Source organism: Diaminobutyricimonas aerilata (assembly GCF_002797715.1).
Classification (GTDB): domain Bacteria; phylum Actinomycetota; class Actinomycetes; order Actinomycetales; family Microbacteriaceae; genus Diaminobutyricimonas; species Diaminobutyricimonas aerilata.
Genome location: NZ_PGFF01000001.1, coordinates 2,516,238 through 2,533,877, shown reverse-complemented (window position 1 = coordinate 2,533,877; position 17,640 = coordinate 2,516,238). Strand labels below are relative to the sequence as shown.

Here is a 17,640-nt window from a genome sequence, read left to right as displayed (position 1 = left end):
TGACGTCGACCAGCAGGGAGGCCGGCATGGGCGAGATCGACGACGACACCGATGTGCTCATCGTCGGGGCCGGCCCGACCGGGCTCATGATGGCCAACTGCCTCTCCCGACTCGGCGTGCGGTTCGTGCTCATCGACGGCAAGACGGAGCCGACCCGCGAATCCCGGGCGCTCGTGCTGCAGGCGCGCACGATGGAGATCTACGACCAGCTGGGGCTCGTCGACCGCGTGCTCGAGCGCGCGAAGCGGGTCGACGCGCTGACGCCCGGCTTCGAGTCGACGGCGTTCCGCCGCGTCGACATCTCGCGACTGTCGGCGGGCCTGTCCCGCTTCCCCGCGCTCTTCGTGCTCGAGCAGAGCGCGAACGAGCGGATGCTCGTCGACGCACTCGAGGAACGTGGCGAATCGGTGCGCTGGGCGACCGCACTCGACGACCTCCGCGACGACGGCGCCGGCGTGACGGCGACCGTGCGCACCGACCACGGCACGTCGACGATCCGCGCGCGGTACTGCGTCGGTGCCGACGGCGGCTCCTCCCGGGTGCGGGAGTCCGCGGGCATCCCGTTCGACGGCACGACGAATCAGCACACCTTCTACGTCGCCGACGCCGTCGGGGTCACCGGGCTCGAGCGCGGCGTCAACATCCGGTTCGGCACGAGCGACTTCCTGCTCGCGTTCCCGATGGCGGGACGCCACGACTACCGGCTCATCGGCGTCGTGCGGAACGCGGAGATGCCCGCGGTCGCGGAACGCCACGTGCGCGAGCGGCTGCGGCGGTTCTTCGGCGTGGACTACCGCGAGTCGCGATGGTTCTCCACCTATCGGGTGCACCACCGGGTCGCGCGCGAATTCCGCCGCGGGGCGGTGTTCCTCGCCGGCGACGCCGCCCATGTGCACTCCCCGGTCGGCGCGCAGGGCATGAACACGGGCCTGCAGGATGCCCACAACCTCGCCGCGAAGATGGCCGACGTCGTGCTGCACGGCGCCCCCGACGCCTCCCTCGACCGGTACGAGGCCGAGCGTCGTCCGGTCGCGCAACGACTCATCGCGACGACGGATGCGGTGTTCGACGTCGTCACGTCGGACCGGGCGGTCGCGCGGACCTTCCGCCGCGTCGCCCTGCGCGCGGTGGCCCCGATCGCGCCGGCGCTCGTTCCGCGACTGCCCGGCGCATCCCGGTTCTTCGGGTATGTGTCGCAGACCCGCATCCACTACTGGATGCGCGACGAGGCGAAGGCGGAACGCAACGGCCGTCGCGGCACCGTCGTCGGGCGGCGCCTACCGACCGGACCGGAGGAGGCCGAGCAGCTGCGGTCGATGCGGTGGCAGGTGCACGTGTACGGCGACGTGCCGCCCGGGGCGGTCGAGTCGGCCGCGTCGCGGCTCGGGGTGCCGGTGCACCACCACGAGCAGGTCCCCGACCACCGCCTGCGGCGAGGGTGGTTCCACCTCGTGCGTCCCGACGGATTCGTCGCCGCCGCGGCGCCCGCCGAGCGCGCCGACCGGCTCGCGACGGCCCTCCCCTGGAACGCCGGCGCCTGAGCCCCGCGGGAGACTGCTCGCGCGCCGTTTTCCGTCAGTAGATGCCCTCATCGGCCTCCGGTAAGGGCGACTACTGACGGGAAACCGACCGACCGAGCGCCGCCAGACGCGACGCGGGTCAGACGCGGCGCAACAGGTGCCCGAACGCGGGGAGGTGCACCGGGTCGCCGAGCGCCTCGCCGTCGAGGGAGAGCCGCGCCTCGAGCGGATACGGCGCGACGTTGAGCGCGACGAGTGCACGCTCACCGGACGGGGTCGCGACCGTCGTCGCGACGAGCCCGGGCCGCGCGGCGTCCGCGGTCAGCCCCGGCCGCACGTCGACGAGCGCGAGCAGCGCCCGCCACGTGTCGAGGTGCACGGGGTAGTCGCAGCCGAGCACGAGCGCGCGACCGGCACCCGCGCGCACGAGCACGGCGCACGGCGCCTCCGACTCGAACTCGGTGAACACCGTCGCCACCTCGGTCGTTCCCGTCGCCTCGAGCAGCTGCGCCGACCCGACGCGCACGTCGGGCAGCGGGCCGAGCGGCCCGGTCGAGCGCACGGTCGGCCAGTACTCGGAGTCGGGCGTCACCGCATCGACGCGGATGCCCGCCGAGCGCAGCCCGAGGGCATCGGCGAGCACCGAGCAGGGCTGCCCGTCGTCGTCGCGATCGGGCAGGAGTCCCGTGAGCACGAGCCTGCCGCCGGAGAGCACGTGGTCGGCGAGGTACCGCTGCACCGCGGCTCCGAGGGTGCGCCCGGTGGAGAGCACGATCGCGGTGTCGCCGAGCTCCGGCACCCACGCGGCGCCCGCGTGCACATCGGACGCCCCGGTCGCCCACTCCGACTGCGGCGACGCGAGCGCCTGCAGGTCGACCGCGCCGAATCGGAAGCCGGACAGCACGAGGGCGCGACCCAGCACATCCCGGAACCCGGCTCCGCGGTGCCGTTCCGTGTCCATCGCCTGCTCCGCGCGTTCGGCGGAGGCGGGGTGCCGGTACTCGGTGAGGTAGTGGTCGGCGACGAATCCGAACACGAGGTCGTCGTGCTCCTCCTCGCCCGCCGCGAGCACCGGCTCGAGCGCGCGCAGTTCGGCGGCGATCGACGAGATGGCGCCGTACGCGACCGTCTCCTCGCCCTCCGGATCGACGGGGGCGGCGAAACCGTGGCGCTCGCCGGTGAACGCGATCCGCTCGGTGCCGTCGGGTTCGGGCACCTCGATGCGCGGGTTCCGTCCGCCGGCGAAGAGGTAGTAGTTGATGAGCCGCCCGCCCTGCGCGACGGTGAGCAGGGTCTTGAGCTCCGCGGATTCGGGGGAGTTGAGGGCGGAGAGGTCTTCGCCGTAGTTGCCGGTTCCCGCCTCGAACTCGAGCGAGGTCATCGGCTGATCCGGCCCGTTGACGGCGGTCATGATCGCGTTGCTCAGGTAGAGGTCGGCGATGTTCGTCACCGTCAGCTCGCCGAGGTAGTAGTCGCTGCCGGCGAAGACGCCGTCGCGCCCGCGGTACGCCTGCGCGAGCTGGCTCACCCCGATCGGGTAGGTCGTGCCACGCCCGCCCCCCGTGCCGTGCACGTTGACCGCGAGCGGCACCTCGATGCCGTGGCGACGGGCGGATGCGGCGAGCCGATCGAGGTAGCCGGCGAAGCGGTGCCGGGCGAACAACCCGAGTTCGTGGTGCAGCGCGAGCACGTCGAGTCCACCGCCACGCACCGCGGCGGGGTCGTCGGACCCGGTCAGGGAACGCAACCGGTCCGCGCCGACGCGCTCGGCGAAGGCGGCGAGCGCGTCGTCGGTGAGGTGCGGCGTGTTCGAGACCCACGCGAGCATCCCCACCTCGTTGTCGATCTGCACCGCCGTGACCGGTCCGCCGCGGTGGAGCTGCCGTGGCGCGAGCACCGGCAGGATGCGGTCGTACCAGGCCTCCGCCTCGGCGAGGAAGTCGGGGTGCAGGTAGTCGAGGTCGCGCGTCGGCGCGGGGGCGCCGTCCCAGCCGACGGGCACGAGGTGCGGATGCTCGCGGCGGATGCGGTACGGGATCCCCTCGTTCTTGAGCTCGGCCATGACGAAGGGTCCCGGCCGCGCGAAGACGCGCAGTCCGCGCTCGGCGCACAGGTCGAGGAACCCGGCGACGTCGCGCTCGGGCACGCTCTCGCCGGTGAGGTCGATCGAGCCGTCCGGAAGCTCGTGCCAGATCCACGGAATGTAGGTCGCAATCGTGTCGAGACCGGCCCGGAGGGCCTGCTCCAGCCGGTGCTCCCACTCGTGCCGCGCGAGGCGGAAGTAGTGCACCTCGCCGGCGAGCACGAGGCGCGGCTCCCCGTCGATCTCGATGCGGCGTCGGGCGAGGCGGATGTCGCCGGTCATGGGGCCTCCTGTCGGCACTGACGTTCGGGGGTGCTTGTAACCGGTTACTGTAACCGGTTACACTCGGGAACGATCGTACGGCGAGGAGGCCGAGATGGACAGCCCGGGCATGAACGTGAGGCAGATCGCGAAGATCGCCGGCGTGTCCACGGCCACCGTGTCGCGGGTCTACCGCGGCGTCGGCAGCGTCTCGCCCCAGATGCGCGAACGCGTGCAGGCGGCCATCGAGCAGTACGGCTACCGTCCCAGCCACTTCGGCGAGGCCCTCGCCCGCCGGCGCCACGGCGCCCTCGGCATCGTCTTCCCCGGACTCTCCGGCCCCTACTTCGCCGAGCTCATCGACGGCTTCGAGCGCGTCGCGGTCGCGCACCGCATGAGCGTGCACATCGTCGGCACCCACCTGCGGCAGGACGCCGGCGACGAACTCCTCGCGATGACCCGCCGCGTCGACGGGATCGCCGTGCACGGCGGCACCGTGCCGACCGCGACGATCGCGCAATTGGCCCGCAGCACGCCGCTCGTCGTGATCGGCGACCACGACGGCGACGTGCCCGTCACGGTGCGTACCGACAACGACGCCATCCGGCGGCTCGTGCGTCATCTGCTCGACGACCACGGATACCGGCGGCTCGTCTTCGTCGGCACCCCCGACGGTTCCCCCGACATCACCGCCCGGTGGGAGGCGTTCCGGGCCGCCCACCGCGAGGCCGGACTCGAACCGCCCGCGGAGCCGCTGCGGGTCGGGCTCCAGCAGTCCGACGGCGTGCGGGCGGCCGATCGCGTGATCGGCGGCGGATACGACGCCGCGGTCTGCGCCAACGACGAGACCGCGCTCGGCCTCCTCATCGCGAGCCTCGGTCGTGGCGTGCGGGTGCCCCACGACTTCGCCATCGCGGGTGTCGACGACGTGTCGCTCTCCGGACTCGTGCGCCCCGGGCTCACCACCGTCGCCCGCCCCCTCGTCGACCTCGCGTCGACGACCGCTGAACTCCTCCTGGAGCTGATCGAGGGGCGCGACGTGCCCCACGAGACGGTCCTGGAGTCCCACGTCGTCCGCCGGGGCAGCTGCGGCTGCCCCGAACCGGAGGGCGCGAACTGACGGTCGTGCACCCGCACGACCCCGACACGAGGAGGTGTCAGATGACATCACGCAGAAGATGGCGCATCGGGATCGCGGCTACGGCCGTCGTCTCGATCGCCGCCCTGGCCGGATGCACGGGGACGGAGGGCCAGAAGGGCGGCCTCACCGAGGACGGCCTGATCAGCTCGCTGCAATACGGGGACTTCGGCGGTGGCACGAACCCGCAGTCGAACTTCAACCCGTTCCTCGAGGCCACCCGCCTCGCCGCCTGGGACTACGTGTACGAGCCGCTCATGTTCGTCAACGGCTACAGCTGCGAGGCGCAGCCGTGGCTCGCCACCGAGTACGAATGGGTCGACCCGCAGACACTCACCTTCACCCTGCGCGACGGCGTCGAGTTCACCGACGGCGAGCCGCTCACCGCCGCCGACGTGGCGTTCACCTTCAACCTCATCAAGGAGAACCCGGCGCTCGACACCCAGGGTGTCTGGCGGTACCTCAGCGCCGTCGAGGCGACCGATGACGCGACGGTCACCTTCAGCTTCACGGAGCCCGGCGCATCCGCCTTCACGCTCATCAACAACGTGCGCGTCGTCCCTGAGCACATCTGGAGCGAGGTCGACGACCCGGTGACCTTCACCAACGACGAGCCCGTCGGCACCGGTCCGATGACGGTCAAGTCGTTCAACCCGCAGCAGCTCGTCATCGAGCGCAACGAGGACTACTGGCAGGCCGACAAGGTCAAGGTGCAGGAGATCGTCTTCTCGAAGGCGGACGGCGGCGGCCAGGTCGAGCAGCTCAAGCTCGCGCGCGGCGACTACGACACCAACGCGATGTTCATCCCGAACATCGACGAGGCGTACGTGCAGAAGGATCCCGAGAACAACCACTACTGGTTCCCGTCGGCGAGCCCGATCAGCCTGTTCATGAACCTCGAGCAGAAGCCGTTCGACGACGTCGAGTTCCGTCGCGCGATGGCGCACGCCATCGACCGCGACACGATCATCGAGCAGGCCCAGTTCGGCTACGTCGAACCGGCGAGCCAGACCAACCTCGTGCTGCCGGCGCAGGAGGACTTCCTGCCGGAGGAGCTGCAGGGCGACGCCACCTACGTGCCCTTCGATCTCGAGGAGGCCGACCGCATCCTCACCGAGGCCGGGTACGAGCTCGGCGCCGACGGCACGCGCATCGACCCGAGCGGTCAGCCCATGGAGTACACCTTCAAGGTGCCCGGTGGCTGGAACGACTGGGTGCAGGCCGCGGAGATCATCCGCGACAACCTCGGCGAGCTCGGCATCACCCTCGACGTGCAGACGCCCACCCCCGAGAGCATGGAGCAGGACCGCAAGCTCGGTCAGTACGAGATGCTCTTCGGCGTGCGCGGCGGATCGTGCAACATGTTCCGCAACTACCAGGAGCCGCTCGCGAGCGACCAGACCGCGCCCACCGGGCAGGAGGCCGCGACCAACGAGATCCGCTGGCGCGACCCCGAGACGGATGCCCTGCTCGAGCAGCTGCGCGTCGCCGTCGACGAGGAGGGCCAGAAGGAGGCCATCGCCGGTCTCGCGCAGATCATGATGGACGAGGTGCCGTTCGTGCCGATCTGGTACGGCGCCAACTGGTTCGAGTACTCCACCCGCAATGCGGAGGGCTGGCCGAACGAGGACGACCCGTTCGCGCGGCCGACCGACAACCTGCTCATCCTCACGAACCTGCAGCCGGCAGGCCAGGACTAGGAGCGCCCCATGGGCTACTTCCTGCGCAGGTTCGCGTTCTTCCTCGGCACCCTGTGGGCCGCGATCACGCTGAACTTCCTGATCCCCCGGCTGCAGCCGGGGGACCCCGCCGAGGCGATCCTGCGTCGCCTCGGCGGGCAGGACACCGCGATCGACCCCGCCCAGGTGGAGGCGGTGCGCCTCATGCTCGGCATCAGCGGCGAGAACATCCTCGTGCAGTACGGGCAGTACATCGGGGCGGTGTTCCGCGGGGAGTTCGGCGTCTCGTACACGTACTTCCCGTACACCGTGTCGGAGGTCATCGGGCAGGCTCTGCCCTGGACCGTCGTGCTCGTCGGTGTGACGACGATCATCTCGTTCATCGTCGGAACACTCCTCGGCACGTGGGCCGCCTACCGGCGGGGCACCCGCGTCGACTCGGTGTTCACCCTCGGCTCGACGTTCCTCGGCACGCTGCCGTTCTTCTGGATCGCGCTGCTGCTGATCTACGTCTTCGCGTTCCAGCTCGGCTGGTTCCCCGAGGGTGGCGGCTACGGCGGCGGTTCTGCGCCGGGGTGGAACTTCACGTTCATCTCGGACGCGTTCCAGCACTCGGTGCTCCCGGCGCTGTCGCTGCTCATCACCGGTCCGATCGGCTGGATCCTCGCCATGCGCAACAACATGGTGCAGACCCTCGGTGAGGACTTCACCCGCCTGGCGAAGGCGCGCGGGCTGGGCGAGCGGCGCATCGCCCTCACCTACGGTGCCCGCATCGCGATCCTGCCGAGCGTGACCGGATTCGCGATCTCCCTCGGCGGCCTGCTCGGCGGCACCCTGCTCGTCGAGACGATCTTCAACTACCCGGGACTCGGCCGGCTGCTGCTCGAGGCGGTGTCGAACCGCGACTACCCGCTCATGCAGACGCTGTTCCTGCTCACGACGGTGGGTGTGCTGGTGGCCAACCTGCTCGCCGACTTCATGTACGGAGTGCTCGATCCCCGCGTGCGACGGAAGGTGGACGCATGAGCAGCATGACCACGGGAGGCGGCACCGGAGCGCTCGGGCCCACCCCGCAGGGCGAGGATGCGGGCGCGGCGCTCGCCGAGATCGCGAGCAAGCGGCGCGTCCCCGGCTGGTTCGTCGTGCTCTGGCGCGACGTGAAGTGCCGGGTCGGCATGTTCATGGTGCTCGGGTTCGCGCTCATCGCGCTGCTCGCCCCGGTGATCGCGCCGTACGCGCCGAGGGAGACGGTCGGGGCGCCGAGCCTCGACCCGACCGCGGAGTTCTGGCTCGGCACGACCAACAAGGGCGAGGACATCCTCAGCCAGCTCATCTGGGGTGCGCAGACCTCGATGATCGTCGGCATCGTCGCGGGCGTGATCTCCACGATCATCGGCCTCGCGATCGGACTGCTCGCCGGCTACCGGCAGGGGATCGTCGACGACGTGCTGAGCTTCTTCATCAACCTCGGCCTCGTCGTGCCGGTGCTGCCGCTCATGGTGACGCTCGCCTCGTACTCGCCGGTGCGCGGGTTGTGGCTCATCATCATCGTGATCAGCGTCACGGGCTGGGCGTACGGCGCCCGCATCAAGCGGTCGCAGGTGATGACGTTGCGCACCCGCGACTACGTCACCGCTGCGAAGCTCGCCGGCGACGGCACCTGGCGCATCATCGTGCGCGAGATCATGCCGAACATGAGCTCGCTCATCGTGGTCGGGTTCATGGGCGCGGCGCTCGGGGCGATCGGCGGCGAGGCGGGTCTCTCCTTCCTCGGCCTCGGCGATCCGCAGACCACGAGCTGGGGCACGATGCTCAACCAGGCGTCGATCGGCGGGGCGCTGCTCATCGGGCAGTGGGCGTGGCTCGTCGCGCCCGGTCTCGCGCTCGCGCTGCTCATCACGAGCTTCACGCTCATCAACTTCGGTGTGGATGCGCTCAGCAACCCGCACCTGCGGGAGGAATGACCATGGCTCTGCTCGAGGTGCGCGACCTGTCGGTGCGCTACACGCCGCGCGACCAGGATCCCCACGACGCGGTGCGCGGGGTCTCGTTCGACGTGGATCCGGGGGAGTTCGTCGGCCTCGTCGGCGAGAGCGGCAGCGGCAAGTCGACGCTCGGCAACGCGATCCTGCAGCTGCTCGACAAGCCGGCGAAGCAGATCGGCGGCACGGTCCATTTCGACGGACGCGACCTCTCCACCCTCGGCGACGAGGAGTTGCGGCGCCTGCGCTGGGTGCGGCTGTCGACCGTGTTCCAGTCGAGCATGAACTCGCTCAACCCGGTCATCACGATCGGCGAGCAGTTCTCCGAGACGTTCCGAGCGCATCCGGATGCCGAGGGCTCCGGGGACGAGAAGGCGCGGGCGGCCGAGCTGCTCGAGATGGTCTCGCTCGACGCGCACGTGCTGCGCGCGTATCCGCACGAGCTCTCCGGCGGCATGAAGCAGCGGGTCGCGCTCGCCCTCGCGCTCGCGTTGCACCCGCGGCTCGTCGTGCTCGACGAGCCGACGACCGGGCTCGACGTGCTCGTGCAGCGCCGCATCCTCGACCGGTTGCGCGAACTGCAGGGGCGCTTCGGCTTCGCGGTGCTGTTCATCAGCCACGACATCGGCACGGTGCTCGAGATCGCCGACCGGGTGCTCGTGATGTACCGCGGCGAGATCGTCGAGGAGAACGGCGCCCGGCAGCTGCTCGCGGCCCCGCAGCACGAGTACACCCGCAAGCTCCTCGGCGCGTACGCCGCATCGCGGGAGACGGCGCTGCGGCGCACCGCCGAGCACGACGACACGCTGCTCGAGGTGACGGGCCTGTCGAAGCGCTACGCGACCGGTCGCGGGCGCACGAAGTCGACGGTGCAGGCCCTCGACGACGTGTCGCTGCGGTTGCGCACCGGGCGCGTGACGGCCCTCGTGGGCCAGAGCGGGTCGGGCAAGTCGACGCTCGCGCGCATCCTCATCGGCATCGAACGGCCGGATTCGGGTTCGGTCGTCGCCGGGGGAGTGCACGTCGAGCAGTTGCGCGGGCGCGCGCTGCGGGACTACCGGCAGCGAGCGCAGTACGTGTTCCAAGACCCGTACTCCTCGCTCAACCCGACGCGCACGGTCGCGTACACGCTCTCGCGTCCGCTGCTCAACTACGGCGGGGTCACCGGCAAGGACGTGCGCCTCCGTGCCGAGCAGCTGCTCGAGCAGGTCGGACTCACCCCCGCGTCGCGGTTCATCGACAAGCTGCCGCACCAGCTCTCCGGCGGGCAGCGCCAGCGCGTCGTGATCGCCCGGGCGCTCGCGCCGAATCCGGAGATCCTCGTCGCGGACGAACCGGTCTCGAGCCTGGACGTGTCGATCCGCGCGGAGATCCTCGAGCTGCTGCGCAAACTCGTCGACGAGCGCGATCTCGGGATGCTCTACATCACCCACGACCTGCTCTCGGCGCGGTCGCTCGCGCACGAGACGATCGTGCTCGAGAACGGACGGGTGGTCGAGAGCGGCCCGACCGAGCAGGTGACCGACTACCCGCAGCACGAGTACACGCGCGAGCTGCTCGCCGCCATCCCCGACCCCCTGCGCCGCAACATCGCCTGAGGAGCCTCCGGTCCCTGAACCTGTCGGTCCCCGAGCCTGTCGGTCCCTGAGCCTGTCGAAGGGACCACCCCGGACGGCATCGCGCCAAGGGCTCGACGTTCGAACACGTGTTCGATAGGCTCGCCCGCATGAGCATCGCGTTCCAGGCCTCGCTCTTCGACGAGCCGGATGCCCCGGCCACGTTCGGCGAGTTGAGCGCCATGCGTCGCATCGAACTCGGTGCGGGCGCGTGGGTCGACGTGCTGCCGGGCTGGGCGAAGGATTCCGACGGGCTGTTCCAGCGTCTCGTCGAGACGGTGCCGTGGCGGGCGGATCGCCGCGAGATGTACGACCGCGTCGTCGACGTGCCGCGACTCGTGAGCTCGTACGGCGACGGCGATCCGTTGCCCGATCCGGCGCTCACCGAGGCGCGCGGCGCGCTCAACCGGTACTACCGGGCGGGCCGACTCGACGAGTTCGCGACGGCCGGGCTCTGCTTCTACCGCAACGGCAACGACAGCGTGGCCTGGCACGGCGACTACGTCGCCCGCGACAGCATGAACGACACCCGCATCGGCATCCTGTCGCTCGGATCCCCGCGCAGCCTCGCGATCCGTCCCAAGGGCGGGGGAGAGGTCATGCGCTTCCCGGTCGGACACGGCGACCTGCTCGTCATGGGCGGCAGCTGCCAACGCACGCACGAGCACGCCGTGCTGAAGACGGCGAAGGCGGTCGGCCCGCGCGTGAGCGTGCAGTTCCGTCCCGCGTACGCCCGCAGCGGCGCCCCGGAGCGCCGTCCGGGCGGCTTCACCTACGGACGGCCGGTCGTCGGTTTCACCGATCGCACCGCCTGACCCGTCCCAGTCCGGTCCCTGAGCGTTCCCGGTCCCTGAGCCTGTCGAAGGGACCTGCCGTACGACCCGCTTCGACAGGCTCAGCGTGCGGCCCGCGCTGGGCCTCGGCGTCCGTCGGAAATGTGCAAGACGTCGTCGCCACCGCCGCGGCACACTGGCGTCAGGAGGAGGCACATGGGAACCACGAACTACTACGACACGTTCATCGCGATCGCACCGGACTGCCCCGTCGCCTCGGCGGAGGCGCCCGCGGCGCGCGGCGACAAGCCGACCGTCGCGCAGCTTCAGTACGAGCTGATCGCCGCGCATCCGTACGGATCGACCTCCGACGACGTGCTGTTCGCAGTGCACGCCGAACGTCAGGGCATCCCCGAGCCCGAGCGCGCCGTCGAGCGCGAGCGTTTCTTCGCCCGCAGCCAGGCGTGCCTGCGGTCGTCGCCCCTCGGCAAACGGTACGGATGGGGACTGCATCACGACGCGCAGGGACGGGTCGCTCTCGTGCCGGTCGGGTCGGAGGAGTACCGCCGACTCGAGACGGACCCCGCGCTCACCCAGACCCGCGCGATGCGGTCGAAGCGCGCCTGAGGCGTCGCCACCCGGGCCGACCCGGGCTCGAAGCGCGCCCGGGTCAGCGCCGCAGCGACATCGGCCGCGCGTACTCGCCGACGGGCTCGCGCACCCACACGGCGCCCGTCCGGCGCTTCTCCTCGCGCGTGCTGAAACGGTAGAGGTACAGCCGTGCCCGCACCCAGCGCGGGCGCTCGCCGTCGAACGGATCGCGCCGCAACAACCGCAGAGTCGTCCGGTCGGCCTCGAGCAGCTTCGCGAGGAACGGGATGAACCACTGCTCGCCAGGCGAACCGAGCGCGAGGAACCACATGAGCCAGTCGAGCCGCAGGTGGTACGGGGCGAACTGGCGCGGGGTGCGTCGCACGTCGCCCGGTTTGCCCTTGAACTCGTACTCGAGCCACTCGGCCGAGCGCGGGTTCTCGTCGCGGGTGCCCTCGACGACGACCTCGTAGCGCTCGCGCGTCACGCTGCCGAAGGCGCCGTACGCGTTGCCGAGGTTGAGCCGGTTGAACGCCGCGTTCATCAGCTGCCGGCGCGAGAACAGGTTGCGCAGCGCCGGCCACGAGAGCACGAGGATGCCGACCGTCACGATGCCGACGACGATCATCCACCACAGCGGCGACGTGGTGCCGGAGCCCCAGTCGAGCGGGGCGGCCGGGATGACGGCGTGCATGAACGAGTCGGTGATCGGCGCGAACGCGAGCACGATCGTGAGCACGTTGAGCCAGGCGAAGTTGCCGCTGATCACGAGCCACAACTGGGTGGCGATGACGACGAGCGCGGCGATGCTGCCGACCCATCCGGGCACGAAGAGCAGGAACGGCACGACGAGCTGGGCGATGTGGTTGCCGACCACCTCGAGGCGGTGGATGGGCTTCGGCAGCAGGTGCGCGAACCGGCTCACCGGGTTCGGCATCGGCTGCGTCTCGTGGTGGTAGTACAGCGCCGTCAGGTCGCGCCACACCCGGTCGCCGCGCATCTTGATCATCCCGGCGCCGAACTCGAGGCGGAACACGAGCCAGACGACGAGCACGAGCACCGGCAGCGGCGGCGGCACCTGATCGGAGCCGAGGAACGCGACCGTGAAGCCGGCCTCGACGAGCAGCATCTCCCAACCGAACCCGTAGAACGTCTGCCCCACGTTGACGATCGAGAGGTAGAGGAACCACAGCGCGAGGAACGCGAGCATCGGCACCCACGGCGGTCCGAGCTGCGGCAGGCCGAGCACGAGCGAGGCCGCGATCGCGACGCCCGTCCACGCGACGACGAGCAGCATCCGGTCGGAGTACCGCCAGCGGAACAGGGTCGGTCCGCGCAGGTGACGCGCGCGTTCCAGCAGCTCGGGGACGGGCAGCAGCCCGCGCTCCCCGAGGAGGGGGCGGAACTGGGCGGCGGTCGACAGGAAGGCGACGACGTAAACCGCGGCGACGCCGCGTTGCAGCACGAGACGGGCGAACTCGTAGTCGTGCGCGTCGAACCAATGGCTGATCGGCCACTCCATCGCCGCCGCCCCGCTCTCAGTTGCCGGAGACGGCCTTGGTGACGTCGGTGGGGGCGCCGTACTCCTGGTCGGGGAGTGCACGCAGCGCCTCCAACGTCTCGTCGTCGGCGCCGTTGCCCTCCGCGGCCTTCACGAGGTCGTCCTTCGACGCGGGGTAGTCGACCCCGCCCAGGTGCTTCTGCAATTCGATCGGATTCACGTCAGCCATTCGGATGCCCTTTCTGTCGGTTGCGCCGGGTGGCGCGATCAGGCGGCGAGCGATCGGCTCGCCACCTCGCCGAGCACCGCGTCCCAATCCCGCAGGAAGCGATCCAGTCCGTAGTGCTCGAGCGCGTGGGCGCGCGCGGCTGCCCCGCGCGCGGCGGCTTCGGCGGGATCGGCGAGCAGCCGCGCCGCGACCCGGGTCAGCTCGTCCACATCGGTCGAGACGACGCCGGCCTCCGCGGGGACCGCTCGAGCCGCCTCCGTGGACCCGAACGCCACGACGGGCATGCCGAGGTGCATCGCCTCGAGCAACGCGAGTCCGAGCGAGGTCCAGCGATTCGGATGCACGTAGACGCGCCGGCGCGCGAGTTGCGGGTGCATCCTCGAGAGCGGGATGTCGCCGACGTGCGTGAGCCGGTCCGGCCCGAGTCCGACCACGTCGGCGAGCTTCTCGCCGTCGATGCCGAACAGGTCGATGCGGCCGGCTCGCGCGAACCGGGGCAGCAGGTCCGCGCCGGTGACGCGCAACCGCCGGGCGGGTTCGTTGATGGCGACGCCCAGGTGTGGGATCTCGCCGGTGTAGAGGTGGCCGGGGTCCTCGACGCCGTGTTCGATGACGAAGGTCGGGGCGACGCCGTTGTCCCAGAACGCCGCGTTGAAGTGGGTGACGTGCACGATGGGGATGTCGTCGCGGTCGGCGAGCGGATGCCGCATGCCGGTCACATCGCCGCGGGGCGTGTTGTGCTCGATGTACACGGCCGGAACGTCGCGTCCCATGCGCCGGCCGAGCCACGTCTCCGCGAGGTCGAGCTCCTCCATGCGCTGCAGCACCACGACGTCGACGTGCGCGTCGCGCAGGTGCTCCACCGGCGCGTTCTGCGCCTGCGGGGGCCAGTGCTCGTCGTAGCCGCCGCGGCCGCTCGAGAACGGTCCGCCCTCCGCCGTCCAGGGCAGCAGATACTCGTGCTCGCCGCGCACGAGGGAGTTCGCGTACGAGCCGTGCACCGTCCACGTCAGGATCCGCATGACACCTCCGGGTTCTCGCTCCAGCGAACCGCCGTGCCCGCCGCGAGACCATCCCGCGCCATCGATCTCCAGCGAACGCGGAGCGAGGGGTGCGGGGTTCCACGAGGCGGCACGGCGCGGGATACTCCTCGCGGAGGTGCCATGGACGCGACCGGGGATGGCGTAGGCGACTTCGAGGCGGTCGCCGAGGGGCTCGAGGGCGCGGGCATCCGCCGCGGACGGATGATGGGCCGCCCGATGCTCTCGATCGGCGGCCGGATGTTCGCCTGCCTCGTCGACGGAGGGCTCACCCTGCGGCTCGGCGCGGGCAGCGCCTCCTACGCGCGGGCGCTCGCGCTGCCGGGTGCCGTGGTGTTCGCCCCGGGCGCGGACCGGGTGTTCCGGGACTGGGTCGTCGTGCCGGTGGCGCACGCGACGACGTGGCCGGAGTTCGCCGACGCGGCCCTCGCGTACGCGGAGTCGCTGCCGCCCGCCCCGCCTCGCGCCCGACCGCGCGTTCCCCGCCGGGAGCGCTGAAGGTGCGTTCCTCCTCGGGAGCTCAGCCGCGGAGTTCGCGCTGTTGCTCGGCGTCGAGCTCGATGCGCGGCGTCTGCCGCAGCAGCAGCGTGACCTGAGCCGCGGTCTCCAGTTCTTCCGCGAGGTCCACGGCGGCGTCGAGCCCGGCCGCCGCGACGACCGAGCCGTGGTTCGCGAGCAACACCACGGCGTTCGCGGGCGCGAGCCGCGCGACCCCCGCCCCGAGTTCCGCCGACCCGGGTCGGGCGTACGGCGCGACGGGCACGTCGCCCAGTCGCATGACGCGGTACGGGGTGAGGGCGGGGAGCGCCGCCCGTCCGTGCTCGTCGGGCGGGAGGCACGAGATCGCCGTCGCGTGCGGGGAGTGCAGGTGCACGACCGCGGTCGCGTCGGGGCGGGCGCGGTACATCGCGAGGTGCACGGGCACCTCCTTCGAGGGTGCCGGGCCGGGTTCGGCGACGCCGTCGAGGTCGACGATGGCGAGCTGTTCGGGCAGTACCCGCGCGAGACTCGAGCCGGTCGGGGTCATCAGGATGCGGTCCCCGACGCGCACGCTGACATTGCCGGAGCTGCCGGGCGAGAGACCCGAGGCCGCGAGGTGCCGACACGCGGCGACGAGCGGCTCGCGCAGCGCGTCGAGGGTGCCGGTCACGGGGCGCTCTCCCACGCGGTGGTGAAGAGGTCGCGACCGCCGAAATTGCCCGACTTGAGCAGCAGCGCGACGAGGACGCCCTCGCGGTCGGCGACGGCCCACGGCACACCGGGGGCGGCGAGCCGGCCGATGCGCAGCGTGGTCGCGCCGAGCGCGGCGGCGACGGCTCCGGAGGTCTCCCCGCCGGCGACGATGAGCCGGCGCACCCCCGAGCGGTCGACGGCGTGCACGGCGATGCGCGCGAGGGCATCCTCCACGAGGCCGGCGGCCCGCTCGACGCCCAGTTCCGTCTGGGCGCGCCGTACCGCATCCGGTTCGTCCGTAGCCGAGACGAGCACCGCGGCATCGCCCGCGAGCGCCTCGTCGGTCGCCGCGAGCAGCGCGTCGAGCGCATCCGGGTCGCCGGCAAGGGCGAGCGGGTCGAGGCGCAGCACCGTCCCGGCGAACGCGGCGACCTGTTCGCGGGTGCGTTCCGATCCGCTGCCGGAGAGCACGAGGCGGCGTCCCGGTTCGACCGCGGGCAGGGGGGCGGCGGCGGTGGCGGGCAGGGCGCGTCGCGCGAGGGCGGCGGCGAGACCCGCTCCGCCGCCGAGCAGCACGGGGGAGTCGACGTCGTCGATCGCGGCCGCGATCACATCGAGGTCACCGTCGTCGAGGGCGTCGACGAGCACGTGCTCGGCGCTCGCCGACCGCACGGCGTCGACGACCGCCGACGGTCCCCACCGCACGGCGGCGTGCGGGACGAGTCCGACCCGGTGTGCCGACTGGGCGGAGAGCACCCGCACGAGATCGGGGTCGCGCATGGGCGTGAGCGGATGGTCGCGCAGCGACGACTCCGACAGCAGCCGGTCGTGGACGAAGAGGTGGCCGAGGTACTGGGTGCGCCCGGCCTGCGGGGTGGCCGGGGTGCCGATCGACACGGCGTCGCGTCCGAGCAACGCGAGGAGAGCGTCGGCGACGGGACCGATGTTGCCGCGCGGGGTCGAGTCGAATGTGGAGCAGTACTTCTGATAGAGCCGGGCGGCACCGGCGTCGAGCAGCGCGCGGGCGGCGGCCACCGAGTGCGCGACCGCGTCGTCGGGGTCGATCGTGCGGGTCTTCAGCGCGACGACGATGCAGTCCGCGTCCGCATCGAGGTCGCCGTGCGGCGCCCCGAGGTGCACGGATGTCGAGTGCCCGAGCTCGGCGACCGTGCCCGCGAGGTCGCACGCGCCGGTCACGTCGTCGGCGATCACGCCCAGGAACGGTCCGCTCACGCCGTCACCACCTCGGCGCCCCCCGACGCGAGCAGGGCGAGCTGATCGGGGGTGGCCCGGGCATCCGTCACGACGACGTCGACGAGGTCGAGGGTGCCGAAGCGGATGGGGGCGCGGGCGCTGAGCTTGCCCGAGTCGACGAGCAGGATGCGTCGGGTAGCGATGGCGGCCATGCGCCGCTTGAGGGCGGCGTCGAGGGCGTTGGCGCAGAGCAGCCCGGTGGAGTCGACGGCGGTGGCGGAGAGTACGGCGACGTCGACCGAGAGCGTGTCGAGGGTGTGTTCTGCCGCGGGACCCGTGAACGAGCGCGTGTCGGGCTGGTAGCTGCCCCCGAGGCCGATGAGCTCGAGGTCGTCGCGGGCGGCGCACGCCGTGATGACCGGCACCGAGTGGGTCACGACGGTCGTGCCGGGCTCGAGGAGCGCGGGCAGCGGCGCGACCGTGGTGCCGGCGTCGAGGGCGACGGTCGCGGCGTCGGTGAGCAGCCGCGCGCACGCCGCGGCGATCGCCCGCTTCTCGTCGCTCGCCGCGCGGTTCCGTTCGGCGAACGGGATGCCTCCGGTCGCCCCGCCGATCACCCGTCGCGCGGATCCGTCGAGTTGCAGGCGGCGCAGGTCGCGCCGGATGGTCATCTCCGACACCCCGAGCTCGTTCGCGAGGGCGGTGGAGGAGACGTAGCCGTCGATCTCGAGGCGGCGCAGCAGCTCGGCGCGACGCGCGGGGGCCTCGGTGTATCGCACGTCGCTCATCCCAGCATCCAGCCGCGACGTTGTCAATCACCGCACACTCCTTGACCGATGTGTTCGACAACGAACACAATG

Annotated in this window: 16 protein-coding genes; 9 read left to right on the top strand and 7 right to left on the bottom strand. The window is 71.5% G+C overall.

The genetic code is table 11. From position 1 onward, the window contains the following. Nucleotides 1-26: 26 nt before the first annotated feature. Complete coding sequence (locus CLV46_RS12215) at nucleotides 27-1,541, top strand: FAD-dependent monooxygenase (protein WP_100365025.1); 1,515 nt, start codon at nucleotides 27-29, stop codon at nucleotides 1,539-1,541. Between the two features lie 118 nt (nucleotides 1,542-1,659). Here the strand turns inward: CLV46_RS12215 and CLV46_RS12210 are convergent, their stop codons facing one another. Continuing rightward, nucleotides 1,660-3,885: a beta-galactosidase gene (locus CLV46_RS12210; protein ID WP_100365024.1), complete on the bottom strand. Its 2,226-nt coding sequence runs from the start codon at nucleotides 3,883-3,885 to the stop codon at nucleotides 1,660-1,662. 94 nt (nucleotides 3,886-3,979) lie between these two features. Between CLV46_RS12210 and CLV46_RS12205 the strand changes: the two genes are divergently transcribed. The 7 genes from CLV46_RS12205 to CLV46_RS12175 all read left to right on the top strand — a co-directional run bounded on the left by CLV46_RS12205 (nucleotide 3,980) and on the right by CLV46_RS12175 (nucleotide 11,679). Beyond that, a complete protein-coding gene (locus CLV46_RS12205; protein WP_100365023.1) occupies nucleotides 3,980-4,984 on the top strand; it encodes a LacI family DNA-binding transcriptional regulator in 1,005 nt (334 codons plus the stop codon). A gap of 41 nt (nucleotides 4,985-5,025) precedes the next feature. Next, nucleotides 5,026-6,702 (top strand): ABC transporter substrate-binding protein, encoded by a 1,677-nt coding sequence (locus CLV46_RS12200; RefSeq protein ID WP_100365022.1) that lies wholly within the window; start codon nucleotides 5,026-5,028, stop codon nucleotides 6,700-6,702. A gap of 9 nt (nucleotides 6,703-6,711) precedes the next feature. After that, nucleotides 6,712-7,707, top strand: coding sequence for an ABC transporter permease (locus tag CLV46_RS12195; RefSeq protein ID WP_100365021.1), 996 nt, complete (start codon nucleotides 6,712-6,714; stop codon nucleotides 7,705-7,707). Further along, the gene (locus tag CLV46_RS12190) at nucleotides 7,704-8,645 is read left to right on the top strand and encodes an ABC transporter permease (protein WP_245866807.1); all 942 of its coding nucleotides are present in this window, start codon (nucleotides 7,704-7,706) and stop codon (nucleotides 8,643-8,645) included. Before CLV46_RS12195 ends, CLV46_RS12190 begins: the two co-directional genes overlap by 4 nt. Nucleotides 8,646-8,647: 2 nt before the next feature. Continuing rightward, the gene (locus CLV46_RS12185) at nucleotides 8,648-10,261 is read left to right on the top strand and encodes an ABC transporter ATP-binding protein (protein WP_245866804.1); all 1,614 of its coding nucleotides are present in this window, start codon (nucleotides 8,648-8,650) and stop codon (nucleotides 10,259-10,261) included. 128 nt (nucleotides 10,262-10,389) lie between these two features. Further along, complete coding sequence (locus CLV46_RS12180; protein ID WP_100365019.1) at nucleotides 10,390-11,094, top strand: alpha-ketoglutarate-dependent dioxygenase AlkB; 705 nt, start codon at nucleotides 10,390-10,392, stop codon at nucleotides 11,092-11,094. A 174-nt stretch (nucleotides 11,095-11,268) separates the two neighbouring features. Continuing rightward, nucleotides 11,269-11,679, top strand: coding sequence for a DUF6157 family protein (locus tag CLV46_RS12175; RefSeq protein ID WP_100365018.1), 411 nt, complete (start codon nucleotides 11,269-11,271; stop codon nucleotides 11,677-11,679). Nucleotides 11,680-11,722: 43 nt separating this feature from the next. On the opposite strand, the gene CLV46_RS12170 is transcribed toward CLV46_RS12175, so the two are convergent. Genes CLV46_RS12170 through CLV46_RS12160 form a run of 3 tightly spaced genes read right to left on the bottom strand, consistent with a single transcriptional unit; the run spans nucleotide 11,723 to nucleotide 14,395 of the window. Further along, nucleotides 11,723-13,165, bottom strand: a complete 1,443-nt coding sequence (locus CLV46_RS12170) for a lipase maturation factor family protein (protein WP_100365017.1) — start codon at nucleotides 13,163-13,165, stop codon at nucleotides 11,723-11,725. Between the two features lie 16 nt (nucleotides 13,166-13,181). Further along, the gene (locus CLV46_RS12165; protein ID WP_100365016.1) at nucleotides 13,182-13,373 is read right to left on the bottom strand and encodes a DUF2795 domain-containing protein; all 192 of its coding nucleotides are present in this window, start codon (nucleotides 13,371-13,373) and stop codon (nucleotides 13,182-13,184) included. Nucleotides 13,374-13,411: 38 nt separating this feature from the next. Next, entirely contained in the window at nucleotides 13,412-14,395 is a 984-nt protein-coding gene (locus CLV46_RS12160) for a glycosyltransferase (RefSeq protein ID WP_100365015.1), read from the bottom strand. A gap of 141 nt (nucleotides 14,396-14,536) precedes the next feature. On the opposite strand from CLV46_RS12160, the gene CLV46_RS12155 reads away from it, so the two are divergent. Beyond that, nucleotides 14,537-14,911 carry a hypothetical protein gene (locus CLV46_RS12155; protein ID WP_100365014.1) on the top strand — a complete coding sequence of 125 codons (375 nt, stop codon included), beginning with the start codon at nucleotides 14,537-14,539 and terminating at the stop codon, nucleotides 14,909-14,911. Nucleotides 14,912-14,933: 22 nt separating this feature from the next. Here CLV46_RS12155 and CLV46_RS12150 read toward each other — a convergent pair whose 3' ends face one another. From CLV46_RS12150 to CLV46_RS12140, 3 genes are read right to left on the bottom strand one after another with little or no spacing between them, the layout of a single operon-like run. Then, a complete protein-coding gene (locus CLV46_RS12150; protein ID WP_245866801.1) occupies nucleotides 14,934-15,563 on the bottom strand; it encodes a class II aldolase/adducin family protein in 630 nt (209 codons plus the stop codon). Further along, nucleotides 15,560-16,819 (bottom strand): 3-oxo-tetronate kinase, encoded by a 1,260-nt coding sequence (gene otnK, locus CLV46_RS12145; protein WP_100365012.1) that lies wholly within the window; start codon nucleotides 16,817-16,819, stop codon nucleotides 15,560-15,562. The genes CLV46_RS12150 and otnK overlap by 4 nt, the downstream gene beginning before the upstream one ends. Further along, the gene (locus tag CLV46_RS12140; protein ID WP_245866799.1) at nucleotides 16,816-17,568 is read right to left on the bottom strand and encodes a DeoR/GlpR family DNA-binding transcription regulator; all 753 of its coding nucleotides are present in this window, start codon (nucleotides 17,566-17,568) and stop codon (nucleotides 16,816-16,818) included. The genes otnK and CLV46_RS12140 overlap by 4 nt, the downstream gene beginning before the upstream one ends. Nucleotides 17,569-17,640 lie beyond the last annotated feature (72 nt).